The 22,952-nt window shown below is 58.8% G+C and carries 19 protein-coding genes and 2 tRNA genes; 13 read left to right on the top strand and 8 right to left on the bottom strand.

Features of this window, described 5'->3' with window-relative positions; genetic code table 11:
• Positions 1-88: 88 nt before the first annotated feature.
• Entirely contained in the window at positions 89-904 is an 816-nt protein-coding gene (locus tag LC531_RS11965; RefSeq protein WP_223650519.1) for a ribonuclease H-like domain-containing protein, read from the bottom strand.
• Between the two features lie 90 nt (positions 905-994).
• On the opposite strand from LC531_RS11965, the gene LC531_RS11960 reads away from it, so the two are divergent.
• From LC531_RS11960 to LC531_RS11950, 3 genes are all read left to right on the top strand, one after another.
• A complete protein-coding gene (locus tag LC531_RS11960; protein ID WP_223650518.1) occupies positions 995-2,299 on the top strand; it encodes a helix-turn-helix transcriptional regulator in 1,305 nt (434 codons plus the stop codon).
• A gap of 170 nt (positions 2,300-2,469) precedes the next feature.
• Positions 2,470-2,748, top strand: coding sequence for a hypothetical protein (locus LC531_RS11955; protein WP_223650517.1), 279 nt, complete (start codon positions 2,470-2,472; stop codon positions 2,746-2,748).
• Between the two features lie 142 nt (positions 2,749-2,890).
• Positions 2,891-5,404, top strand: coding sequence for a TonB-dependent receptor domain-containing protein (locus LC531_RS11950; protein ID WP_223650516.1), 2,514 nt, complete (start codon positions 2,891-2,893; stop codon positions 5,402-5,404).
• 148 nt (positions 5,405-5,552) lie between these two features.
• Here LC531_RS11950 and LC531_RS11945 read toward each other — a convergent pair whose 3' ends face one another.
• The 3 genes from LC531_RS11945 to LC531_RS11935 all read right to left on the bottom strand — a co-directional run bounded on the left by LC531_RS11945 (position 5,553) and on the right by LC531_RS11935 (position 9,933).
• Positions 5,553-6,164, bottom strand: coding sequence for a DUF4142 domain-containing protein (locus LC531_RS11945; RefSeq protein ID WP_223650515.1), 612 nt, complete (start codon positions 6,162-6,164; stop codon positions 5,553-5,555).
• A 280-nt stretch (positions 6,165-6,444) separates the two neighbouring features.
• Positions 6,445-9,063 carry an ATP-dependent Clp protease ATP-binding subunit gene (locus LC531_RS11940; protein WP_223650514.1) on the bottom strand — a complete coding sequence of 873 codons (2,619 nt, stop codon included), beginning with the start codon at positions 9,061-9,063 and terminating at the stop codon, positions 6,445-6,447.
• Between the two features lie 216 nt (positions 9,064-9,279).
• A complete protein-coding gene (locus LC531_RS11935) occupies positions 9,280-9,933 on the bottom strand; it encodes a WbqC family protein (protein ID WP_223650513.1) in 654 nt (217 codons plus the stop codon).
• Between LC531_RS11935 and LC531_RS11930 the strand changes: the two genes are divergently transcribed.
• Both LC531_RS11930 and LC531_RS11925 read left to right on the top strand, forming a co-directional pair.
• Positions 9,907-10,854, top strand: a complete 948-nt coding sequence (locus LC531_RS11930) for a hypothetical protein (RefSeq protein ID WP_223650512.1) — start codon at positions 9,907-9,909, stop codon at positions 10,852-10,854. The two genes, LC531_RS11935 and LC531_RS11930, sit on opposite strands and share 27 nt — an antisense overlap.
• Positions 10,851-11,756: a lysophospholipid acyltransferase family protein gene (locus LC531_RS11925; protein WP_223650511.1), complete on the top strand. Its 906-nt coding sequence runs from the start codon at positions 10,851-10,853 to the stop codon at positions 11,754-11,756. Before LC531_RS11930 ends, LC531_RS11925 begins: the two co-directional genes overlap by 4 nt.
• 79 nt (positions 11,757-11,835) lie before the next feature.
• On the opposite strand, the gene LC531_RS11920 is transcribed toward LC531_RS11925, so the two are convergent.
• Complete coding sequence (locus tag LC531_RS11920) at positions 11,836-12,468, bottom strand: L-threonylcarbamoyladenylate synthase (protein ID WP_223650510.1); 633 nt, start codon at positions 12,466-12,468, stop codon at positions 11,836-11,838.
• Positions 12,469-12,667: 199 nt separating this feature from the next.
• Here LC531_RS11920 and mltG point away from each other — a divergent pair, with 199 nt between their 5' ends.
• The 6 genes from mltG (at position 12,668) to LC531_RS11890 (ending at position 16,640) form a co-directional block, all read left to right on the top strand.
• Positions 12,668-13,756, top strand: a complete 1,089-nt coding sequence (mltG, locus tag LC531_RS11915) for an endolytic transglycosylase MltG (protein ID WP_223650509.1) — start codon at positions 12,668-12,670, stop codon at positions 13,754-13,756.
• A gap of 128 nt (positions 13,757-13,884) precedes the next feature.
• The gene (locus tag LC531_RS11910) at positions 13,885-14,373 is read left to right on the top strand and encodes an acyl-CoA thioesterase (RefSeq protein ID WP_223650508.1); all 489 of its coding nucleotides are present in this window, start codon (positions 13,885-13,887) and stop codon (positions 14,371-14,373) included.
• A 96-nt stretch (positions 14,374-14,469) separates the two neighbouring features.
• Complete coding sequence (locus tag LC531_RS11905) at positions 14,470-15,426, top strand: YihY/virulence factor BrkB family protein (protein WP_223650507.1); 957 nt, start codon at positions 14,470-14,472, stop codon at positions 15,424-15,426.
• Between the two features lie 121 nt (positions 15,427-15,547).
• A tRNA-Ser gene (locus tag LC531_RS11900) sits at positions 15,548-15,634 on the top strand.
• A gap of 74 nt (positions 15,635-15,708) precedes the next feature.
• Positions 15,709-15,793: transfer RNA gene (locus tag LC531_RS11895), tRNA-Ser, on the top strand.
• 376 nt (positions 15,794-16,169) lie between these two features.
• Positions 16,170-16,640 carry a nuclear transport factor 2 family protein gene (locus tag LC531_RS11890; protein WP_223650506.1) on the top strand — a complete coding sequence of 157 codons (471 nt, stop codon included), beginning with the start codon at positions 16,170-16,172 and terminating at the stop codon, positions 16,638-16,640.
• Between the two features lie 153 nt (positions 16,641-16,793).
• Here LC531_RS11890 and LC531_RS11885 read toward each other — a convergent pair whose 3' ends face one another.
• Positions 16,794-18,971: a S9 family peptidase gene (locus tag LC531_RS11885; protein ID WP_223650505.1), complete on the bottom strand. Its 2,178-nt coding sequence runs from the start codon at positions 18,969-18,971 to the stop codon at positions 16,794-16,796.
• A gap of 189 nt (positions 18,972-19,160) precedes the next feature.
• On the opposite strand from LC531_RS11885, the gene LC531_RS11880 reads away from it, so the two are divergent.
• On the top strand, positions 19,161-19,976 hold the full coding sequence (locus tag LC531_RS11880; RefSeq protein WP_223650504.1) for a hypothetical protein: 816 nt from the start codon (positions 19,161-19,163) through the stop codon (positions 19,974-19,976).
• Between the two features lie 354 nt (positions 19,977-20,330).
• Complete coding sequence (locus LC531_RS11875; RefSeq protein ID WP_223650503.1) at positions 20,331-21,212, top strand: hypothetical protein; 882 nt, start codon at positions 20,331-20,333, stop codon at positions 21,210-21,212.
• A gap of 75 nt (positions 21,213-21,287) precedes the next feature.
• On the opposite strand, the gene trpS is transcribed toward LC531_RS11875, so the two are convergent.
• Positions 21,288-22,265 (bottom strand): tryptophan--tRNA ligase, encoded by a 978-nt coding sequence (gene trpS / locus LC531_RS11870; RefSeq protein WP_223650502.1) that lies wholly within the window; start codon positions 22,263-22,265, stop codon positions 21,288-21,290.
• Positions 22,266-22,278: 13 nt separating this feature from the next.
• Positions 22,279-22,893, bottom strand: a complete 615-nt coding sequence (locus LC531_RS11865; RefSeq protein ID WP_223650501.1) for a hypothetical protein — start codon at positions 22,891-22,893, stop codon at positions 22,279-22,281.
• Positions 22,894-22,952 lie beyond the last annotated feature (59 nt).

Below are 22,952 nucleotides of genomic sequence, written 5' to 3'. Positions count from 1 at the left end.
TTTTATTGTACTTTAATAGTAAAGACAGGACAAAAAAAAGGCCACCTGAAGGCGGCCTGAAGAAAGGATATTGGTAAAAAACAGAAAATCAAGTCGTAGGCGAAGTTGTAAGTGCCTCCCAAGGTACCTGGGTGAGTTGCACTTCGGGCCACAAAGTCTGCTGCCCGGTGTAATGTAAGTATACTCGGGCAGTGGTAATTACATCTTTTTCGCAGTAGATAACGATGCGGCCCAGATTTTTTTCTTCCCAATACACCTGCGCTACCTGCGAGCCGTCGATATCGTCTTTGGGCGAAGGGATGTTGAAGATGCCCGCCAGCAGGGGTAGGGAAATGTGGCCCTTGTTGTCGCCAAATTTCCAGAGGTCCATTGTGTCGAGCAGGTGGTGCAGGTCCCAGGGCCGGTGGCCGGCCACGTCGAGCATGGGCGGAATGGGCTGCCCGCAGATGAGCATCCGCCGGCCCAGGTAGCCGTAGTCGAACTCGCGGCCGTTGTGGGCGCACAGGAAATGGCCCTCGGGGCCGGCCGTGTCGAGCTTGGCGTAGCGGGCGGGGCCATAAGGGGCGTAGCGCTGCAAAAACTGCCCGAAGCTGCGCAGTACCACGCACTCGTCCTCGTCGGCAAACGACTTGGTGCGAAATTCCAATGTCTCATCCATCAGCGGCCGGAAAAAGCCCACCGAGATGCACACCACCTTGCCAAACTCGGCGTAGAGGCCGCCGTGGCCGAACAGCTCCGCCGGCGACTGGCCCTCGGCCAGCTCGCGGGCGTGGCGCTTGGCGCAAAACTTGGCCCACAGCGGCTGGTGAGTGGCGGGTAGCTCGGCATGGGTAGCGTAGCCGGGCACGGTTTCAATGTCAACGAAAAAAATGCGGGTCAGGTCAACGTGGCGGAGGATGTGCATGGCGGCCGGAAGAGCAACGGGGAAGTAGCCCAAAGCTAAGCAAAATGGTGATACTAGCGGGCCGGCCCGCGCTGTACTTTCGCGGCTGCTATGCTCTTTCAATTTGGTCCGCGCAGCGCCCTGTTGCTGCCGTTCGTGGTGCCGGGGGCGGTAGTTACCCTGTGGCTGCTGGGCCGGGCCGGGCGGCGCGGCGCGGCCCCCAACGCCCTGCTTGCGCTGCTTATTGCCCTACCTACCCTCAGCGTGAGCCAGTGGATGCTGGGCTACGCGGGCTGGTTTGATAGCCACGACGGCTACTCCACCGTGATGTTCTACGTGCCCTGGCAGCTGAACCTGCTGCTGGGGCCGGGCTACTACCTCTACTTTCGCAGCCTCACCAACCAGGAGTTCCGGCTGGGGCCACGGGCCTGGCGGCATTTGCTGCCGGGGCTGGCCCAGGTGGCGCTATTTGCCGGGGTAGCGCTGCTCGACCTGGGCTGGCGGCGCGGCCTGCGGCACGAGGCCCTACCCGATTTTTTCGGCACCAAGGGGGCCGCCGCTACCTGGCGCGATGCCTTGTTTGAGCCCCTCAACTGGCTGGGTGTGGCGCTGCTGGTGGCCTACGGCCTGCGGATGCTGGCCGACTACCGCCGCTACGCCCACTACCTCGACGATAATTTTTCGGACCCCGAGCGCCTGCGCTTTGCCGGGCTGCGGCAGCTGCTGGTGCTGCAAGCCCTGGTGCTGCTGCTGGGGCTGGCCAGTACGCTGCTCAACTACCTCTTCGACCTGAGCTACGACGCGGCCTGGTACATTTTTGCTATGCGGGGACTATTGATTTACGGGCTCATTGTGGTGGGTATTCAGGCCAACTACGCCGCCGCTACCAGCCCGCTGCGCTTTGGTACGCCCGCGCCGCCAGCCGATGCCGACACCCAGGCCCTGCTGCGCCCCACGCCCACGGAGCAGGCCATCGTCGCCGGGCTGGACGCGGAACTCGCGTTGAACCCACTGCCGGAAAAAGAAATCGAAGCGGCTATCCGCGCCGCCTACCCGCCCGTGGCGCTGCCACCCGAGCTACTGGCTTGGCGCGCTAAGCTGCTGGCCTTGATGGACGAAAACCAACCCTGGCTGGAGCCCGAGCTGACGCTGACCGAGCTGGCCCAGCGCCTGCGCACCCATCCGGCCCTGCTCTCTAAAGTCATCAATACCGGCTGCGGGCAAAACTTCAGCGACTTCGTGAACACCTACCGGGTGCATGAGGCCCGCCGCAAGCTGGCCGACCCGCGCTTCGGGCACTACTCGCTGGTAGGGGTGGCCTTGGAAAGCGGATTTAACTCTAAATCAACATTCAACCGCGTATTTAAGAAGCTGCTGAACCAGGCTCCGAGCGAAGTGGTGCGGCCCAAATCATAAGTTGGGGCGGCCCGAATTATGACCTGGAGCGCCGGGCCGGGAAGGGTAGGGCACCTTTGGGCCCTCGTTTCACCAACCCGCCTACCCCATGCGCTTCCTCCTGCTCACCGTCCTGCTACTCGGGGGCCTGTTTCTTCGTCCGGCTGGCCAGGCAGGGTGTCCATTCGCACTTGTTTGTAGAGCCGGACAAGCAATTTATTTTGGGCCGCGACCAGCCGGAGGGCTTCCGCGTGGCGGCCCGCAATACTGGCCCGATGCCGGTGGCCCTGCGCACGGGGGCCGTGATAGAGCGCGGAAGCCTGGCCCCCGGCCAGCGCGCTACCCTGAACTTCGCCCTCGGCTCGGCGGCGCTGGTGCGCAATGTTAGTACCCGGTGCACCAGGCTGGACCTCGACATCAGCGGCGGCTGGCCCGGCCGCATGACGTACAAGCTGGCTGGTGATAACTAAAAAATAATGTGCCGGCCCGGTAACAAAATGACCCTGAATCTGATAGTTGGGGAAATTTTAGCCGCACTTCCCGCTAGTGCGTGGTGCCAAGCAACCACTGAATAGAAAATAGCATCTCTGCTGCCAATACCACTATTTAAGCATGAAAACGAGTGCGTTCTCCCTGGCGACCGGCCTGCTGCTGGCTGGCCTGGCCACTATGGCCGCCGCCCAGGCCCCTACCCCCCCCGCCGCGCCCAGTGCTACCGGCGCGCTCACCGGCACGGTGCTCGACTCGCTGAGCCGCCAGCCGGTGGCCTACGCCACGGTAGTGCTGCTGCCGGCCACCGGCGACAAGCCCATTACCGGCGTGGCGGCCGACGACCAGGGCAAGTTCAGCCTGACTAAGCTGGCGGCCGGCACCTTCCGACTGCGGGCCAGCTACGTGGGCTACGGCACCCGCACCCGCACCGTAACGGTGGGGGTAGGGGCCACGGAAGTAGGCGCGTTGCGGCTGCCCGTGGCCGCCCAGGCGCTGGCCGAGGCCGTGATAGTGGGCCAGCGGCCAGTGGTGGAAGTGCGTCCCGACCGCATCGTGTACAATGCCGACCAGGACGCGAGTAACGCCGGCGGCACTGCCCAGGACGTGCTGCGCAAGGCCCCGCTGCTGGCCGTGGACGGCGACGGCAACGTGAAGATGCGCGGCTCGGGTAATTTCAAAGTACTCGTTAATAATAAGCCCTCGCCCACGCTGGCTAAGAACCTGGCCGAAGCGCTCAAAAGTATTCCGGCCGACCAGATTAAGAGCGTAGAAGTGATTACTACCCCCTCGGCCAAGTACGATGGCGAGGGCACGGCCGGCATTATTAATATTATTCTGAAGAAAGGCGTGGACCAGGGCCTCAATGGCAGGATAGGGGCCAGCGGCGGCAACCGGAACTACGGCCTCAACTCGGCACTCAATTTTCGGAAGGGCAAAGTCAACTTCACGTCTTCGGCCAACGTGGGGGGCTGGTATAATCCCGGCGAGTTCAGCCGCGAGCGCATCAACTTTACCCCGGCCGGCAACGATACACTGCGCCAGCGCAGCAATAATTCCAACAAAGGCAACTGGACGTATGGTACGGTGGGCCTCGACTACGACCCCGCCGAGCACCATAGCTTTTCGCTGGCCGGCGCGGTGGATGGCTACCGGGGTAGCTCTACCCAAAACCTCTTTAGCCAAGATAAAGCGTCCTTCCCAGTCTCAAACCCGCTGTATTTCCGCAACACCAAGAGCTTATTCAGCGGCCTCAACGTGGAGGGCACGGGTACCTACACGCGCACCTTCGCCACGGCCCGCAAAGAGTGGAGCGTACTGGGCCAGTACGCGCTTAACAACGGCACGTTTGGCTACGATTTTGACCAGTATTCCAACTCCTACCTGCCGCTGGAGCAGAGCCAGGCCGACTACCGCGAGCACAGCCGGGGCCGTACGCCCGGCCACGAAGTCACGTTCCAGACCGACTTCACCCAGCCCTTTGGCGATAAGCGGACGCTGGAAATAGGCGCAAAAGCTATTTTCCGGCGCACTGCTTCGGTGGCCAACGTCGATACGCTGTACTCGGCGCAGAGCGCCGATTTTACTACTTCGCGCCGCCGGGCCACCGACTTTAGCTACGCCCAGGACGTGCAGGCGGCCTACGCTACCTACGGCTTCGGAGTGGGTAAGAAGGTGAATATCAGCCTCGGCGGCCGGGTGGAGCGCACATCTATCGCGGCCGATTTTCGGACTAATAACTCGGGCTTCAATCGCAGCTACGTGACGCCCCTGCCCAATGGCAACGTGCGCTACGCTTTCAGCGACGCCACCAGCCTGCGCGCCGCCTACAGCCGGCGCATCACCCGGCCGTTCATCGATTACCTCAACCCGTTTGTGGACCGTTCCGATGCTAAAAACATCAATTTTGGTAACCCCGACCTTAGTCCCGAGCTGACCGACTCCTACGAGCTGAGCTACAACACGAACATCAAAACGATGAGTATCAACGCCTCCCTCTCGGCGCGGCACACCGGCAACGCCATCGAGCAGGTCCGCTTTCTCACTACCAATCCGCTGACGCCCCTACCCCCCGGCGTACTCCCGGACCCCAGCGTGACGGTGCAAACTTTCGCCAACGTGGCGGCCAATACCTTTTATCAGTTCAACGTCTACCTCTCGGCCAAGCCGAGTCCCAAATGGGACCTCAGTGCCGGCCCCGACGTGCAATATATTGTGCGCCGCTCACCGTCGCTCAACGCTAGTAACCAGGGGTTTATGGTTGGCACTAACTTCAATTCCTCCTACAAAGTCACTAAGACCTTCACCGTGCAAGGCTTCGTATACGCCTCCACGCGCAGCCCCGAAATCCAGGGTACCGGCCCGGCCAACCTCTACTACCAGATGGGCGTGAAGAAAACGGTGCTCAAGGAAAAGGCCGACTTAGTGCTCAATTTTGGCAGCCCCTTCAACCGCTACTGGCCCTACCGCACCACCACGAATACCCAGTTCTTCACCGAAAACAGCGAGAACCGTTCTTTTCAGCGCTCCTTTCGCCTCTCCTTTGCCTACCGCTTTGGCCAGGCCGGCCAAGGCAAGCAGCGTAAAGCCATCGAGAACAACGACACCAAAGGCGGTAATAGCCAGCGCGGGGGGTAGGGAGGTAGCGGCGCGACCCATCGCATCCCTCTTCGCCAAGGCGATTTAACAAAAAACGCGACCCTTTGCGGCTCTCTTCCCCAGAACAACTGTTCAGCGAAGAGAGCCGCGAAGGGTCGCGGCTCTACAAGCAATAGGTTGAAATCGCTTATTTCATCGTGCTACGCAGTGTTTTAGCTTCGGCCATGTGCTTCTGGTCGTCGTCCATCATTTTCTGCGCGTAGGCTTTCAGGTCGGTGTTGGTGGTTTTGCCAATCAGGTCCTTCTCCTTGCCGATGGCCTTGTCGTTGATATCGGACATGTCATCCAAGTACTTTTTCTCGAAATCCATCGGCTTCGACTCCTTATTGAGGGTGTTGAGCATATCCTGGCTGTCGTTGGAGAGCGCGGTGGGCAGCGTAACATTATACTTGGCGGCTTCGGCCTTCAACTCTTCTTCGTCCTTGGCGTGCGTGCCTACGGTCTTGCTGGCGTAGTCCTTCACGGCGGGGGTAGTAGCGCGTGAGGCGGCCACTTGGCTCATCTCGTATTCAGCGCGGCCGGTGTTGGCCAGTGTCACCATATAGTCGGCCACATCCTTGGCATCGCCTTCCGAGCCGGCCGTGGCCATCGCACCACCTTTGGTGTTAGCCGAGTCCATTTTCTCAATTTTCTTGTCGTTGGCATTATCAGCCATTTTTTTGCTATCGGTGCTCGACGAGCAGCCAGTGGCAACCAATAGTCCGCTGACGAGCGCGGCGCTTAGCGTGGTGATTTTCATGTGGGGTAGGAAGATGGTTTGGTTGAACTAAACAACTGAGCGAACGAGAGTTGCCGAAATTTGTTTAACACCGGCACCCGTCGCTCAACTTGACCATCTGGATGTTCAGGTTAGCTTAGTAAATTAAAACATTACTAATCAGTAATTTAAATCGAATAAATGCCCATTTAAAAAAGCTCTGCCTTGTCAGCCCGTGTTGTGCCAGCCAGCACCTTGGGTAAATGGCAAAAGGCCGGCCCTGCACCTGGCAGAACCGGCCTTTCAACCTACTAATGCTTGACTACTTCGCTTCCCCAGCTTCGGGCTCCGAAGGAGCTTCGGCCGGCCGCTCGTCGCTGGCCAAGTTCGGCGCCTCGTCGCTCTTAGCGATGCTGAAGGTTAGCTCCTCCTTACCTTCTTCGTGGTCAGCGGTGATAATATCGCCGTGCAACAGCTGCGCCTTGAGAATTTCCTCAGCAATCGGGTCTTCGATATACTTCTGAATGGCCCGGTTGAGCGGGCGCGCGCCGTACTTGGGGTCGTAGCCCTTCTCGGCCACAAAATCCTTGGCCTTCTCCGTTAGCTCCACCTTGTAGCCCAGCGAGAGCACGCGGCTCAGCAGCTTACCCAAGCTGATATCGATAATCTTATGGATATCTTTCTTCTCCAAGGAGTTAAAGACAATCACATCGTCCAAGCGGTTCAGGAACTCGGGCGAGAACGTCTTGCGCAGGGCATTAGTGATAGTGCCTTTCGTCAGCTCGTCCATGTTTTCGTTGCGCGCCTTGGTGCCGAAGCCGATGCCCGCGCCGAAATCGGCCAAATCCCGCGCCCCGATGTTCGAGGTCATGATAATAATCGTGTTACGGAAGTCCACCTTGCGGCCCAGGCCATCAGTCAGGATACCGTCGTCCAGCACTTGCAGCAGTAAGTTGTATACGTCGGGGTGGGCCTTCTCAATCTCGTCGAGCAGAATCACCGAGTACGGCTTGCGGCGGATTTTCTCCGTTAGCTGCCCGCCCTCCTCATAGCCCACGTAGCCGGGAGGCGCGCCCACCAGGCGCGATACGCTGAATTTCTCCATGTATTCCGACATGTCCACGCGAACCAGCGCGTCTTCCTTATCGAAGAGATAGGTAGCCAGCACCTTCGCCAATTCTGTCTTACCTACCCCCGTCGGGCCGAGGAATACGAACGAGCCAATCGGCTTCTTCGGGTCTTTCAGGCCCACGCGGGTGCGTTGGATGGCTTTTACCAGCTGCTTGATAGCCTTTTCCTGACCTATTACCTTGCCTTGCAGCTCCTCCCCCATGTTGAGCAGCTTTTGGCTTTCGTTCTGGGCTACGCGGTTCACGGGGATGCCGGTCATCATGGCGATTACCTCAGCCACGTTTTCCTCCTTCACCGTGTAGCGCTTCTTCTTGGTTTCGTCCTCCCAGCTCTTCTTCGCCGATTCGAGCTGCTCCAGCAGCTTTTTCTCATTGTCGCGGAGCTTAGCGGCTTCCTCGTATTTCTGCGACTTCACCACGCGGTTTTTCTCGCCCTTGATATTCTCAATCTGCTCTTCGAGCTTAAGAATATCCTCCGGCACCACGATGTTGTTGATGTGCACCCGCGCCCCGGCTTCGTCCAGAATATCAATGGCTTTGTCGGGTAGGAAGCGGTCGCTCATGTAGCGGTCGCTTAGCTTCACGCACTGCTCAATGGCCTTGTCGGTGTACACCACGTGGTGGTGGTCCTGGTACTTATCCTTGATATTATGCAGAATCTCAATAGTTTCCTCCGGCGTGGTGGGGTCCACCATCACCATCTGGAAGCGACGGGCCAGCGCGCCATCCTTTTCAATGTACTGGCGATACTCATCCAGCGTGGTAGCACCGATGCATTGAATCTCGCCGCGCGCCAAAGCCGGCTTGAACATGTTCGAAGCATCGAGCGAGCCCGAAGCGCCGCCCGCGCCCACGATGGTGTGCAGCTCGTCAATGAACAGAATCACGTCGGGCGATTTTTCCAGCTCGTTCATTACGGCCTTCATGCGCTCCTCAAACTGGCCGCGGTACTTAGTGCCAGCCACCAGCGAGGCCAAATCCAGGGTCACCACGCGCTTATTAAAGAGCACGCGGCTCACTTTCTTCTGAATGATGCGCAGGGCCAGACCCTCGGCTATGGCCGTTTTGCCTACCCCCGGCTCACCGATGAGAATCGGGTTGTTCTTTTTACGGCGGCTCAGCACCTGGGCCACGCGCTCAATCTCTTTTTCACGGCCCACGATGGGGTCGAGCTTGTCTTCCTCGGCCATCTTGGTCAGGTCGCGGCCGAAGTTATCGAGCACCGGAGTTTTCGATTTTTCGCCGGCCCGGCGGGTGCCAGCCGCGCCGCCCTGAGCACCCTGGCCCCGGCCGCCGCCCTGGCCCTGGCCAAAGAGGCGGTCATCATCGTCGTCAGCCTCCGGGCCAGCCTTAGGGCTGGTAACCGGAGCCGCGCCGTGGTAGTCGAGCGAATCACGCACGGTTTCGTAGTTCACGTTGAATTTGGAAAGAATTTGAGAAGAAATATTGTCCTCATCACGCAGAATGGAGAGGAGCAAATGCTCGGTACCAATGATTTCCGACTTGAAAATCTTGGCTTCGAGGTAGGTGATTTTCAACACCTTCTCGGTCTGCTTGGTGAGCGGAATCGAGCCGGTGATGCTCGTGCCCTGGGTTGAGGCCGTGTTACGCGTGGCTTGCTCTAGAGCAAACTTCAGCTCATCGGTGGCTACCCCCAGCTTTTTGAGCAAGCCTAGAGCCGTGCCTTCGCCTTCGCGAATCATGCCCAGCAGCAAGTGCTCGGTGCCGATGTAGTCGTGGCCCAGCCGGATGGCCTCTTCCCGGCTCAAGGAAATAACCTCCTTGACGCGGTTTGAAAATTTAGCTTCCATGCAAGCAAGAAATAAATAAGACGCAGATAATAACAGTACCGATACCAGACCGAATAGTTGCGCTACGCGGATACGTAAAGGAAGGCGGAATATTTGAAAAACAAGCGCCTGGGAGCGAAGGTTCTCTTATTTCTTTGGAAAAGGCAGGAGTAGCGGTAGCAAAAACCGAAAAGACAAAAAACGTGTGTTTTTCTCACGCCTCCCTCTGCGGCCTGCCTACCTCAGCACGGCTCCCAAAAATTGCCCTGCCGCCGGCCCTTGCATAAATAGCAAGTCCAGGACGCTGAGCCCTGGTACAAACGCGGTACCAAATACCTGCGGGTACGGTCGCTGTGCCGGACTGTCAGGTCCTGGCGGGGGCAAGGCACTTTTGGGTGTCAGGAAGTCGCGTCGGTCGAGTGGTGAATCAGTTATGGAGTGATTTAGGGAAGCGGGGGGAAGGTAGGCGTCTGTGACGAGCAGGGGTAGGGGCCAGCGTAGGCAGCGTAGCAGTAGCTGCAGCAAGGCCAAGTTCAGGTCCCAGAGCCGGGCAGGCTTTTGGGCGTAGATATCCTGCAAATAATCAGCGTAGTAGCTGAAGTACGGGGAGGCCCCGTAGGCGGTTTGCAGCGTGCGTAGGTGGCGATGTCGCCAGTTCTGGCGGTAGTCAATCTCCATCTCGCTGGTGCGGACCTTGGCCGCTCGTGCGCCGTCGAGCACCGGTACCGTGAGCGGTTGCGGCCCCTGCGCCGTGAGCACCAGGCAGCGGTTGCGATACGTCTGTTTGCGGTAGTGCTCGTGGGCGTCGAGCAGCAGCGCGTCGTCGGCCAGGGCTTGCTGAAAGAAGGCGATGGAAGGCAAGTAATGCAGCTCAGTGAAGACAACGGACATGGCCGCAAGGTAGCGGCGCGCGGCCTACCCGTTATTTTTGTGCCCATGCGCCTCCTACCCCTCGCTACGTTCCTGACCCTGCTGGTCGCCGTACCGGCCCCGGCCCACCCGCCGCAGCTGCTGCTGCAAGTGGCCCAGTTTCGCAGCCTCGACCAGACCCGGCCGAGCGGCGAAGTAGAGATTTCGGCCACTGTGCCCACCCAGCCGCTCACCTACCGGCAGCGCGCGCCCAAGTCGTTCCAATCGTCGGCGGTGGTGGATTTGACCATTCTGAAGGCCGACGGCACCGCCGCCTGGCAGGAAACCGTGACCCTGAAGCCGCCCGTGCTCAACGATACGACCATTGCCCTCAAAAACCCGCTTAGCTTTCTCAAGCGCGTGACGCTGCCCGATGGCACCTATACGCTGCGCGGCCACATCCGCGACCAATATAATCCCACCACTGGCGAGGCCACTGTGGAGCTGCCCCTGACCGTGGCCGCGCCCACCGCGCCCGCCTTCAGCGACATTGTGTTCCTGGCCCGGCCCGCCGCCAAGGCCAGCGCGGCCGGCACCTTCAACCGCGGCGGCTACCTGCTCACGCGCGCGCCGGGCGGCTACTACGGCCGCGGGGCCGATAACGTATTCTTTTACACCGAGCTGAACGCGGTGCCGGCCGGCCGCGCCGTGCGCCTGCACTACCACCTGGCTGCCCCCGACGGTACCGCCGCCGATGCCGACGCGCCGCCCGTGACGGCCCTGGCCGGCCGCCCTACCCCCCTCGTGGGCCAGCTACCGCTCGGGCCGCTGCCGGCCGGGCCGTTCACCCTCACCATCGAGGCCCGTGATGCGACTACCCACAAAATCCTGGCTACCCAGCGCCAAAGCGGCCAGCGCAGCCTCACCGACTACGCTCCCGCCGGGGCCCCCGGCCCCCGATGAGTACTCCTCCGGCCGTACCGTGGCACTACCGCGTGCTTAGCTGGCCGTTGCTGGCCCTGGCCCATCTGCCGCTGGTGGTGCTCTACGGCTTCGCTAAGGGCCTGTATTGGCTGCTGGCCTATGTGGTGCGCTACCGCCAACAGGTAGTGCTCGATAACCTGCGTCAGGCTTTTCCCGAAAAATCAGCTCCCGAAATTCAGCACGTAGCCCAGCAGTTTTATTGGCATTTCGCGCAAATAATGGTCGAAATCCTCAAGCTAGCTAGCATCAGTGCGACCGAGCTACACCGCCGCGTGCACTTCACCAATCCCGAATTGCTGGGCGGCTACCTGGCCCAGGGCCGCCAGGTATTGGGTGTTAGCTCCCATATGGGCAACTGGGAATGGGTGCTGGCCGGGGCGGCGGTCAGGTTTCCGGGGCAGGTATCCGGGGTCTACAAGCCGCTGAGCAACAAGTTTTTTGAGTACTTTGTGCGCCGCTTACGCACGCGCCTGGGAGCCGAGGTAGTGCCCATGCTCAGCACATTGCGGTACCTGGTAGCCCACCGGGGCCAGGGCCAAATTCTAAGCCTAGTATCGGACCAGGCCGCTGGCCCCGACGACCATCCGTACTGGACCGACTTCTTGCATCGGCCGGCCGGCTTTTATACCAGTACCGACCGCCTGACGCCCCAATTCGCCGCCGTGGTGCTCTGCGCCAGCACCCAGCGGGTGAAACGGGGCTATTATACCGTCACCTTTACGGAGCTGCCTGGCAATGAAGCAACTACTACTCTCACCCCGGATGCTGCCCGTTACCCGATTACCGCCTCCTTCGTGCAGTTATTAGCCGCCGATATTCGCGCGGCACCCGAACAATATCTCTGGACGCACCGAAGGTGGAAACACAAAAGAGTAAGTTGAGTAATGGGGGTAGTAAGCGTAATGTCGTTCGGCTGTGAGAACGACATTACACTTACTACCCCCATTACTCAACTTACTCTTAAAGAAACTGTTCGATATCGCCAAGGCCCTGGCGCACCAGCTCGAAGTCATCCTTGGTGCAATCGACGATGGTGCTGGGCTCGTTGCCGCCGAAGCCGCCGTCAATCACGAGGTCCACGAGCGCGCGGTATTTCTCGAAAATCAGGTCGGGGTCGGTTACGTATTCTACCAGGGTTTCCGCGCTTTCGCGCACCGAAGTGCTCACGATGGGCGTGCCGAACTCCTTCACAATCTGACGCACAATCTGGTTATCGGGCACCCGTATGCCCACCGTGCTGCGCTTCACGCCGCCGTAGCGCGGGGCATTAGGGCTGGCCTCGAAGATGAACGTAAACGGGCCGGGTAGGGCCTTTTTCAGCACCTTAAATACGGGGGTTGTGATGCCGTGCGCATAGTCGCTGATGTGCGACAAGTCGTGGCAAATAAAACTCAGGTTGGCTTTTTCTGGCTTCAGTCCTTTAATGCGGCAGAGCTTTTCTACGGCTTTCGCGTTGTTGATGTCGCAGCCAATGCCATAGACCGTATCAGTCGGATAAATAATAAGCCCGCCCTTGCGCAGCACTTCCACGACTTGCAGAATGCGGTTTTGGGGCGGGTTATCGGGGTGAATGCGGAGCAGGGTAGCAGACATAAAGCAGAACAGGAAATTATATGAAAAAAGCGAGGGCCAGCCGGGGCGGCCCGTTCGGGTGGCCAAGGTACTACGGCTAGGGGAGAAGTTGGAGGGGTAAGCCGGCCAGGGCCCACGCGCTTCGTGGGGACGGTCAACTGTCCAAACAGCGAATACCTGGCCGCCGGAGGTTAATTTTGGGGGATTTATTTTTCGTCTTATGTCTGAGCCTGTCAAAAAGTCTGCCTTTGATTACCGGGCAGATTCCATTAAGCGTCGCAATCGGTTTGGTATCATCAGCGTGCTGCTGGGCCTTACACTGGTGTGCTTTTCCTATTACTTCTTCCAGATTTTTTTCACTGCTAACATCGATACCAAGGAGCTGCCGACCTACGTATACATTCGCCGAGGCGATAATTGGCAGCAAGCTTTGAAGGCAGTAGAAAAATCGGGAGCCGTTATCGACCGGCTTTCGTTGTATTTTGTGGGCAAGCTCATGGGCTACAACAAGCCCGGCGTGGTGAAGCCCGGCCGCTACATGCTGGTCAACAATGCCACCAATCGCCAGATAATCAATCTGTTAAAATCGGGCCGCCAGTCGCCGCTGCGTCTCACCTTCGCCAACGTGCGGCTGCGCCGCGAGCTGGCCACCAAGCTCAGCAAGCAGATTGACGCCCAGCCCCGGCAGATTGACTCCCTGCTGAGCAGCCCCAGCTACACCAGGAGCCTGGGCTTCGACACCACTACGGTGCTGGCCATGTTCATCCCGAATACGTACGAGCTATATTGGAATACCTCGGCCCAGAATCTCATGCAGCGCATGAAAACTGAGTACGAGAAGTTCTGGACGCCCGCCCGTGACGCGGCCCGCGAGAAGCTGGGTCTCACCCGCGTGCAGGTGAGCACGCTGGCCAGCATCGTAGAGGCCGAGCAGCAGCAGCACGCCGACGAGCGCCCCCGCATTGCGGGCGTGTACCTCAACCGCCTCAAGCGCGGCATGAAGCTGCAAGCCGACCCCACCGTAGTATACGCCAACGGCGATTTTGGTATCAAGCGCGTGCTCAACGTGCACCTGCGAAAAGACTCGCCCTATAACACCTATATGTACGCTGGCCTACCCCCCGGCCCTATCGACCTGCCCAGCATCACCAGTATTGACGCCGTGTTGCACCCCGAGCAGAACGACTACCTCTACTTCTGCGCCAAGGACGACTTCAGCGGCTATCACGCCTTCGCCGCCACGCAGCAGCAGCACTTGGTGAACGCCCACCGGTATCAAGCGGCGCTGACGCGGGCGGGCATTATGTAAAAAACCGCTTGTCATGGCGAGCTTGCGAAGCAATCGCACCCGCCCGACACCCGCGCCAGTCGCTCGTCCATCGTTCGGGTGCGATTGCTTCGCAAGCTTGCCATGACAGGTGTTTTCTTAGCCGACCTATGTATCAAGCCGACATTCAAATCCGGGTGCGCTACGCCGAAACCGACCAGATGGGCTACGTCTATCACGGCAACTATGCGGCGTACTTTGAGGTGGCCCGCACCGAGTCGTTTCGGCAGCTAGGCATTCGCTACAAAGACCTGGAAGCGCAGGGGGTAGGGATGCCGGTGGGCGAGCTGCATACCCGCTTTCGCCGCCCCGCCCGCTATGATGACCTGCTGACCATCCGGGTACTATTGCGCGAACTGACCGAGGGCTCGCGGGCGAAGTTTGAGTACGAAATCCGCAATGAGGCTCAGGAATTGCTCACCGAAGGCTACACGCTGATGGTGTTTGTGAGCACCGCCACCGGCCGGCCAGTGCCTATTCCGGACAGCGTGCGCGAAAAATTAGCGCCGTACTTTGCCGAAAGCGAGGCCGACCTGCCGCTCGGCACCGGCCGCGCTACCCCCGGCGACGCGCCCGCGCCGGCCGCGTTCGGCAAATGAGTAGCTGCGTAAAGGAGAGCTGAGCCCCTAAAACCAGCTCGTGAACTCATCGGCCAACTTGCTCCTTTACTCACCTACTCACCCACTCACTTATCGATGCTCGCTTCTCCCGCCCGCCGCCGCGCGCTGCCCGATGTGCGCCGCCACCGTGCCTACCGCACGGTGCTGGCCTGGGGCAAGCGCCAGCGAATGCGCGGCGGCCGCATCTCGATATACGCTGTGGGCGAGCGGGTGCTGCACGAACTGCGGCTTGACTCCTTGGAAAAACGTGCCGCCTACATGGCCTTCAACCTCACGCTGGCCCTGTTTCCGACCATTATTTTCCTCTTCACGCTTATTCCCTACATCCCGGTGCCCAACCTAGATGTGGATATTTTACAGTTTCTATCCGACATCATGCCCCACGAGCTGTACTCGGCTACGGCGGGCACCATCGAGGACATTGTGCGCATTCCGCATGGCGGCCTGCTTTCGTTCGGCTTCGTGTCGGCGCTGGTGCTCAGCAGCAATGGCATCATGGCCCTGCTCGATGCGTTTGAGAAGAAATACCCGTGGTTCAAGCATCGCGGCTATTTCCATAAGCGCCTCATCGCTACGGGCCTCACATTTATTCTGGCCCTTATTCTGGTGCTAGCCATCGCGGGCATCTTCTTCGGCACGTTCATCATTGACGGGTTGGTATTCTACGAAATCGTGCCCGAAAGCTCCACTGAGTTTATGATTTTGGCGCTACGCTACGGCTCGCTTATCGGGCTGTTTTTAACTACGACTTGCGTCATTTATTACTTCGTGCCGCCGGTGCATGATAAGTGGCCCTTCATCTCGACCGGCGCGCTGGTGGCCACGCTGCTCATCTTCCTGGTGTCGTTTCTGTTCACGCTCTACGTGCGCATCTTCAACTCCTATAACCACTTCTACGGCTCCATCGGGGCGCTGGTAGGCTTTATGGTGTGGCTCGAATTCGTGTGCATGACGCTCATCATCGGCTTCGAGGTCAATGTTAGTATTGATGCCGTGACGGGCCGACTAGATTTAATGAAGAAAGAAAAATAAGGGATTTGGGATTGATTTTGAGGCAACTAAGGCTTCCTGTAAAAGAAAATTCTTCCCTCGCACTGCCTCATTCCAAATTTCCCCCTACTTTTGCAGCCCCAACTACTCGTCTGGGACCTTTAGAGAGGTGGCAGAGTGGTCGAATGCGACGGTTTCGAAAACCGTTATACCGGCAACGGTATCGGGGGTTCGAATCCCCCCCTCTCTACGAAATGGTGAAATAGTGAGTTGATAAAGTAGCTTCCACGCTTCATTAATCTGCCATTTTACCATTTCATTTTTAGAGAAGTGGCAGAGTGGTCGATTGCGGCGGTCTTGAAAACCGCTGACTGTAACAGGTCCGGGGGTTCGAATCCCTCCTTCTCTGCTGAGAAGCCCGTTTCCAGCTTGGAAACGGGCTTTTTATTTTTCTGGGTGACAGTTTAGGAGACAGCAAGCCAAATTATTTAACCTTTACTTGTTAGATGTTGGCTAAAAGGGTAGAACCTTATTTAGCTTTTAGAAACGGATGACAAGTCCTGCGTCTGCTGCAAGGTGTCTGGGCCATTAGCGCATCGTCTGGCGGACTAGTTCACATAAACAGGCCAAGCAGTGCAACTCATACGCGAGCAACCCGATGCTGAGGGTCAGCTTTGCGCGAGCGTGAGCATATAGAAACCCGCGTGGGTAGAGCTGTCAGTCCTTTTCCCTATTAGTTGCGGGGTATTGGTAGCGGTAGCCGCAGGGCGAACGTTCTTTGTGGGATGCGTTACCTATTTCTACTGTTTGCCGCGCTGCTTCCCGCGCTGGCCCAGGCTCAGGCACCTGCCGTGCTCTACCAGCAAATTGCGTGGGCTGATAGCAGCGTATTTGCCGCTTTTAACCGCTGCGACAGCCTCGCTTATAAACCGTTTTTCGCGCCCGACCTGGAGTTTTACCACGACCTGGGTGGACTCACCACTGGCCGACAGTTAGAAATGAAAAGCTTTCGGGAGATGTGCGCCCGTGGTAGCCATATTCGGCGCGAGCTAGTGAAAGGTACGCTCGAAGTGCATCCGCTGAAAGGGTATGGAGCAGTTGAGATAGCTGTACACCGTTTTTACCACACCAACAAGGGCCAAGCCGAAAAGCTCAGCGGCACCTATAAGTTCATCCATGTGTGGCAACGTACCGCGACCGGCTGGCGCATCACCCGCGTCATTAGTTACGGGCACGAGGATATGAAGAATGACTAGGGTAGCAGCTACTAAAAAGTAGTTGTGCTAAGCTTTTCCCTATTTCTGGGGCTGCTACTTGCTAGCGGGATGCACCTGATTTCAGCTAACCCAACGATTAGGAAGGATTGCTGCGCTCGCAATAACAGACGGCTTTTACGTAGTCCCTACCCCCTACCGCCCCCCAGGCGGGCAGTGCTCTTTTAGGAATTTGGTATAGGTAGTAGCCAGGTGGCGGCTGGTACCCTCGCCCTCCGAGAGGCTGTGGGTGCGGTTGGGGTAGCTCATCAGCTGGAAGGTTTTGTTGTTCTTCACCAGCTCGTTAATCATCTGCTCGCAGTTGTTGTAGTGCACGTTGTCGTCGCCGGTGCCGTGGATGATTAGCAGGTTGCCGCGCAGATTTTTGGCGTGGGCCAGCGGCGAGTTATCCACGAAATAGTGCCGGTCCTCGGGTAGCAGGCCCATGTAGCGCTCCTGGTAGATATTGTCGTAGTTGAGCTGGTTGTCCACGGCCGCGATACTGATGCCGGTTTTGTATATTTCCGGGTATTGAAACAGTAAGTTGAGGGTACAGGAGCCGCCACCGCTCCAGCCCCACACGGCTACCCGGCTGGTATCGATGTAGCTGTTTTTCAGTACTTCCTTCGCGCCCATTGCCTGGTCGCGGATGTTGAGCGCGCCGATGTTGTGATAAATAGCCTTGCGCCACTCGCGGCCGCGCGGGGCCGGTGTGCCGCGGTTGTCCAGGCTCACGTACACGTAGCCATCATCGGCCATGTTGCCTTGGTAGAGGCGGTTCATCCCACTGCCGATGCGGTCGGTTACGGTCTGGCTGGCCGGCTCTCCATATACGTAAAATACAATGGGGTATTTCTTTGCAGGGTCGAAATTGGTGGGCTTTACCATCCAGCCGTCGAGAGTCACGCCGTCCACAGTTTTAACCTGAAAAAACTCCGTTTTAGGCAGCTTAATCTGCTCCCAGCCGGGAGGAGGAGTTTGCTTGACGCCAGCGTTGAGAGGCTGGCAATCGGGCAGGCTCACCATGTCGTCAACAGGTATCTGCCTGGCAGTCGAGAATGAGTGTAGCGCAATTTTGCCGTTGGGCGAGATATCGTAAGTGTGCCAGCCCGCTTGGGCGGCAGGGGTTAGGCGCTTGGCTGCGCCGCCTTTCAGTGGTACTTGGTAGAGGTAGGTCTGGGTGGCGTTGGTAGGCGAAGCCATGAAATAGAGCTGGCCACCTTTCTCATCGATGCTTTCCAGGCTGATAACGTCGTAGTTGCCGGGCGTCAGCAGCTTTTCGTGGCCGGCCAGGTCCACGGCGTAGAGGTGCCGCCAGCCGTCCTTCTCACTGGCCCACACAAACTTGCGGCCCCTCTCAATCCAGTTCCAGCCCACGGCCTGGTCCTTGGCGTCAATCCAGGATTTATCCGTCTCGCTCAGCACCGGCGTGGCCGTGCCGGTGGCGGTATTCACCAGCAACACCTGGCTCTCGTTCTGGCGGCGGTTGAGTTGCTGCACAATAATTTTCTGGGGGCCAGCCCACTCCATGCGCGGCAGGTAGTGTTGCACGGCATCGCCGGGTATATCCATCCACTTCGTGGCCCCGCCGCCCACCGGCACCACGCCGATGCGGGCGCGGCTGGGGTCTTCGCCCACCACCGGGTACTCCACCGCCACGGTATAGGGGTAGAGCTTCTCAGTGGTGTCGAGCATCAAGTAGTTCGGCGTCTTGGTGGCGTCGAGCTGCCAGTAGGCGATGCTCTGCCCGTCGGGAGCCCACCGGAAGCCGTCGCGGCAATCTAATTCTTCCTCGTACACCCAGTCGAAAGTGCCGTTGATGAGGTGAAGCGTGCCGTCCTGGGTGAGCGGCGTAATGGCATGGTCAGCCAGGTTTTCCACGTACAGGTTGTGCTCGCTCACATAGGCCACCTTGCCGCCATCGGGCGAGAACTTGGCAAACATCAGCGACGACTCCGGCCGGCCCTTGCCGAGCTGGGTGAGCTGCTTACTACCACGGTCGTACACCCAATAGTCGCCGCGGGTGTCGTAGCGCCACACTTTCTTGGTGTTGGTGTTGAGCAGTACTTTTTGGCCATCGTCGGCGAGCGCGAAGCGGCGCACGCGCAGCGGTTCGGCCTGGCCGGTGGGCGTGAGCTGCTGCTTGCTGAGTACGGTCACGGCCTGGCCGGGGCGGCGGGCGTCGAGCTGCACTATTTCGTCGGGCCGCGCTTGCAGGTAGCCGTAGCCGTCTTTGGTCCATTGGGTGCCGGGGCCTACCTGCGCCTGCACCGCGGTTGTACCCGCCAGCAGGAGCGCTACCACGCCTGCCCGGCGGACTATCTGTTGTATCATGAAAAGGAAAAAGAGCGTTGAAAAAACGAAAGTAGCGCGGCCGGCCGGCAGTGCCGCGCCCGGCGGCCACCGCCTACCCCCTCTACCCGGCCGAACGCTACCCCGAATGAAAAAGTAGCCGGCGCGAACGCGCATCCTGGCTCAGCGGCGTAGCTTACGGCCGCATTGTTTCGCCCATCTATTCTTACAATGGCTAAAGCTGCTACATCCGCCACCCCGCCTACCCCCGCTGCCACCTCCGCTACCCCTAAAAAGCCGGTCCGCGCTCGCAAAGCGCCCGCCGACAAGCTGGCTGAGCCCCCCGCCGTGGCTCCCGTGCCCGAGGTGCTGCTGCCCGACCGCCTTTACCTCATCGCCGAGGGCCTACGCGAAAAATCCAGTGCTAAACAGGCCATTTTTCGGGCTACGGAAGCCGCTTTTATGCTCTTGCGGCAGGTATCGCAACAACTCTGCCGGGAACTGACCCAGAAGGTGACCACTGATTCCGATGCCAGCGTGAAAATTGAGTATCAGACGGTTAACGAGATGGAATTTCACATCCGTTTTTCCGGCGATTTGCTCATCTTCCTCATGCACTCCAACATTGTCACCTTTCCCGACGACTTTGGGCCGCTCAACACGCCCTACGTAGCGGCCGACTTTCGGCGGCGCTTTTTCGGCCACATCATGGCTTATAATTTCATGGCCGACAGCATCCGCTACCAGCGGCTGAACGACCCCGGCTACCTGCTGGGCCGCCTGCTCGTTAACATTGACGGGCATTATTTTCTGGAAGGCGTGCAGCAATTGGAGCTGCCCGGCAACGACATGAGCGCCAACGCCATCACGGCCGAGTCGCTACGCCTGTTCGTAGAGAGCGCCATGATTGCGGCCGTCAACAACGACCTCATTGCCCCGCCACTGCCCGAAATCCAGCGCATCAGCGTCAAGCAAAAGCTCGAAAACCAGCAGGTGAGCCGGGGTAGTAAGGTGGGTTTCAGCTTCGCCCACCAGCAGCAGTACTAGGGTCTGGTCGGGGGTAGGGATGGCCAGGCTAGCCGAAAGGCAGGTAAAAAAGTGTGGGAAAATCAACTGTTTAGAGGGGTAGCCATAAAGCGTGAAACTTAATTTTCGCACTGGCGGAGGTTACTATTTCCCTCGTTACTATCCTTCTTCCACTTCCTTTTCCACTTCCATGAACCCAATCTCTAACCCCGACTACCCTGCCCGGCCGGTGGTGGCCGACCTGGCCCCGGCCTACCCCCCGCTTACGCTACCACGACTACCGCCGCCGTAGACCCCAAGCCGCACTGGCGTATCTCGTGGGGGGCGGTATTTGGTGGCGCGCTGCTGGCCCTCGTTACCGAGCTGGCGCTGAGTATGCTGGGCGTTGGCATCGGCCTGAGCACCGTGAACCCCATGCAGGAGGGTAACCCGTTCAACGGCCTCGACACGGGAGCCATTATCTGGTACGGCATCAGCACGCTGCTGGCGCTGTACGTGGGCGGCGTGGTGGCCGGCCGGCTGGCCGGCAGCGCGCGGCGCGCCGATGGGATGCTGCACGGCTTACTGAGCTGGTGCCTAGTCACGCTCTTCACATTTTACCTGCTCACGACAGCCGTAGGCGGCATTATCAGCGGGGTAGGTGGTTTGGCGGGCCGCACGCTCACGGCCGCTGGCAGCAGTATTTCCGCCGTGGCTCCACAGGCCGGCAGCGCCATTCAGGGTGAATTGCAGAAGCAGGGCATTGATGTCAACGACCTCAAGCACGAAGCCCGCACCCTGCTTCAGCAAACCGGCAAGCCCAAATTGCAGCCGAGCGCCCTCGAAAGCCAAGCTCGTAGCGCCGGCAACAACGCCAAAGCCGCCGGCCAGAGTGCCGAAAACCCGCAAAACGCGGGTGAAACCCTCGACCAGGTATTTGATAACCTGACTTCCCGCGCCGATAACATCGGCAACGCCGCCGACCGCGACGCCGCCGTAAACGTGGTGATGAAGCGCACCGGCAAGAGCCGCGCCGAGTCGGAGCAAATCGTGGACAACTGGATTAACAATGCCAAGGAGGCCCAGGCCAAGCTGAAGCAGGCCAAGGATGCTGCCGCCCTAAAAGCCCGCAAAGTAGGCGAGGCCACCGCTTCGGCCTTATCGAAGGCGGCCATTTACACCTTCATCGGTATGGTGCTGGGCGCGCTGGCTGGCGGCTTCGGCGGTTTCCAGGCCACGCCCGGCGAGCGCTTGGTTGAGACCGAGCGTCGGGGGTAGGGGATGTTATAGGTCAATAGAAAAAGGCTTTTCCATAATAGAAAAGCCTTTTGAGTGCCCGGCGCGCAAGTCGGTCTAGCGTGGCCCGTAGCCCACCTTCTCGCGCACCCGCGCCAGCACGCCGGTTCCGTACTCCTGTGCCCGCCGTGCGCCGATGGCCAGCTGCGCATCCAGCTCGGATAGGTTATTCATATAAAAATTAAACCGCTCGCGCTCCGTAGCGAAGCGCCGTAGAATCAATTCGTACAGCGCCTGCTTGGCCGCGCCGTAACCGAAGCCGCCGGCCTCGTAGCGCTGGCGCAGGTCGGCCGTTTCGGGGGGGGTAGCGAGCAGCGAATATAGGCGAAAGGTGATATCAGTATCCGGGTCCTTCGGGTCTTCGAGCAGGGTGCTGCTGGAAATGATGCTGCGCACGGTTTTCAGTAGCTCTTTTTCGGGCGCGAATACGTCGATGGTGTTGCCGTAGCTCTTGCTCATCTTCTGGCCGTCGGTGCCGGGGATAGTCATTAATTCGGCATCCACGCGGGCCTGGGGCGGCACCAGCGTATCGCCGTAGCGGCCGTTAAAGGTCTGGGCGATGTCGCGGGCAATTTCGAGGTGCTGCACCTGGTCCTTGCCCACCGGCACCACCTCGGCATCGTAGAGCAGAATGTCGGCCGCCATCAGCACCGGGTAAACGAAAAGGCCGGCGTTCACGTCCGACAGCTTATCGCTCTTATCCTTGAAGCTGTGCGCGTTGGCCAGCATGGGGTAGGGCGTGAAGCACGACAAATACCACGTCAGCTCCGTCACCTGCGGCACGTCGGACTGCCGATAGAACAAGTTTTTCTCCGTATCGAAGCCGCAGGCCAGCCAGGCGGCGGCCACGGCGTAGGTGTTGGCGCGTAGCAGGGCCGGGTCGCGCACGGTGGTGAGCGAGTGCAAATCGGCAATGAAATACAGCGAGTCGTTGGCCGGGTTTTTCGACAGCTCGATGGCCGGAAGAATGGCCCCGAGCAGGTTGCCTAGGTGCGGCCGGCCGGTGCTCTGGATGCCGGTGAGAATGCGGGACATGAAAAGTGCTTAGTTAATCGGCTCCAAAAGCAGGTATTGACTTGGGTCTTATAAAAGGCTGATTGGTATTGAGCGCGTGCATAAAAGAAGGCAATTCATCGATGCTAATACTGCCATTATTGAGTAAAGCCAGCAAATCGGGACGGGCGGCTGCAAAAGGCGCCAGCGTTTCCCGAAAGCGCTTGCCCTTTCCCGTGTAGGCGCTCACCGGCAGGGTAGTCGTTGAATCAAGGGCTGCATCATACAGCATGTAAGTTTCTAACTCACGGCTGCTGTAGTTAGGGCCACCCACCGTATAACGGTAGCGATAAAGGGAGATTTTGCCGCTATCTACTACTTCTACAAAAAGCTTTTCGTCTTGCTTAACGGACCAGAATCCGCTCTTAGTTTTGAATCCGCTCGCCGCGATGTAATGCGTAGTGCCAATTTGGGCGCTGTATACCTCATCTGGTGTGTATTTAACTTGTTTACCTTGGTCGTCTTTAACCACTAACTCGTGAGCGTATACCTTGATGTTACCAGGGTAGCGCACCAATCGGTTATCACTAAGCACGTAAAATCCGGACTCGGCCTTATGACCAAATAATAGGCCCTTCTGTATTTGCGCGTAGCTGGTTAGGTACGACATACTTAAGACCAAGCAATAGGTAATTCTTTTGAACATAGTAGTTAATAAAAGTTGGCAAA

Source organism: Hymenobacter psoromatis (assembly GCF_020012125.1).
GTDB classification, from domain to species: Bacteria; Bacteroidota; Bacteroidia; order Cytophagales; family Hymenobacteraceae; genus Hymenobacter; species Hymenobacter psoromatis.
This window is presented reverse-complemented; position numbering and strand designations above follow the sequence as displayed.

Bases quoted from the DNA above. Each gene is read 5' to 3' on its own strand.
- LC531_RS11925 (WP_223650511.1), top strand. From the start codon at position 10,851: ATGAGTACTCCTCCGGCCGTACCGTGGCACTACCGCGTGCTTAGCTGG.
- LC531_RS11905 (WP_223650507.1), top strand. From the start codon at position 14,470: ATGCTCGCTTCTCCCGCCCGCCGCCGCGCGCTGCCCGATGTGCGCCGC.
- LC531_RS11935 (WP_223650513.1), bottom strand. From the start codon at position 9,933: ATGTCCGTTGTCTTCACTGAGCTGCATTACTTGCCTTCCATCGCCTTC.
- LC531_RS11940 (WP_223650514.1), bottom strand. From the start codon at position 9,063: ATGGAAGCTAAATTTTCAAACCGCGTCAAGGAGGTTATTTCCTTGAGC.
- trpS (WP_223650502.1), bottom strand. From the start codon at position 22,265: ATGTCCCGCATTCTCACCGGCATCCAGAGCACCGGCCGGCCGCACCTA.
- LC531_RS11960 (WP_223650518.1), top strand. From the start codon at position 995: ATGCTCTTTCAATTTGGTCCGCGCAGCGCCCTGTTGCTGCCGTTCGTG.
- LC531_RS11885 (WP_223650505.1), bottom strand. From the start codon at position 18,971: ATGATACAACAGATAGTCCGCCGGGCAGGCGTGGTAGCGCTCCTGCTG.
- LC531_RS11910 (WP_223650508.1), top strand. From the start codon at position 13,885: ATGTATCAAGCCGACATTCAAATCCGGGTGCGCTACGCCGAAACCGAC.
- LC531_RS11950 (WP_223650516.1), top strand. From the start codon at position 2,891: ATGAAAACGAGTGCGTTCTCCCTGGCGACCGGCCTGCTGCTGGCTGGC.
- LC531_RS11930 (WP_223650512.1), top strand. From the start codon at position 9,907: ATGCAGCTCAGTGAAGACAACGGACATGGCCGCAAGGTAGCGGCGCGC.
- LC531_RS11890 (WP_223650506.1), top strand. From the start codon at position 16,170: ATGCGTTACCTATTTCTACTGTTTGCCGCGCTGCTTCCCGCGCTGGCC.
- LC531_RS11880 (WP_223650504.1), top strand. From the start codon at position 19,161: ATGGCTAAAGCTGCTACATCCGCCACCCCGCCTACCCCCGCTGCCACC.
- mltG (WP_223650509.1), top strand. From the start codon at position 12,668: ATGTCTGAGCCTGTCAAAAAGTCTGCCTTTGATTACCGGGCAGATTCC.
- LC531_RS11945 (WP_223650515.1), bottom strand. From the start codon at position 6,164: ATGAAAATCACCACGCTAAGCGCCGCGCTCGTCAGCGGACTATTGGTT.
- LC531_RS11920 (WP_223650510.1), bottom strand. From the start codon at position 12,468: ATGTCTGCTACCCTGCTCCGCATTCACCCCGATAACCCGCCCCAAAAC.
- LC531_RS11875 (WP_223650503.1), top strand. From the start codon at position 20,331: ATGCTGGGCGTTGGCATCGGCCTGAGCACCGTGAACCCCATGCAGGAG.
- LC531_RS11865 (WP_223650501.1), bottom strand. From the start codon at position 22,893: ATGTCGTACCTAACCAGCTACGCGCAAATACAGAAGGGCCTATTATTT.
- LC531_RS11965 (WP_223650519.1), bottom strand. From the start codon at position 904: ATGCACATCCTCCGCCACGTTGACCTGACCCGCATTTTTTTCGTTGAC.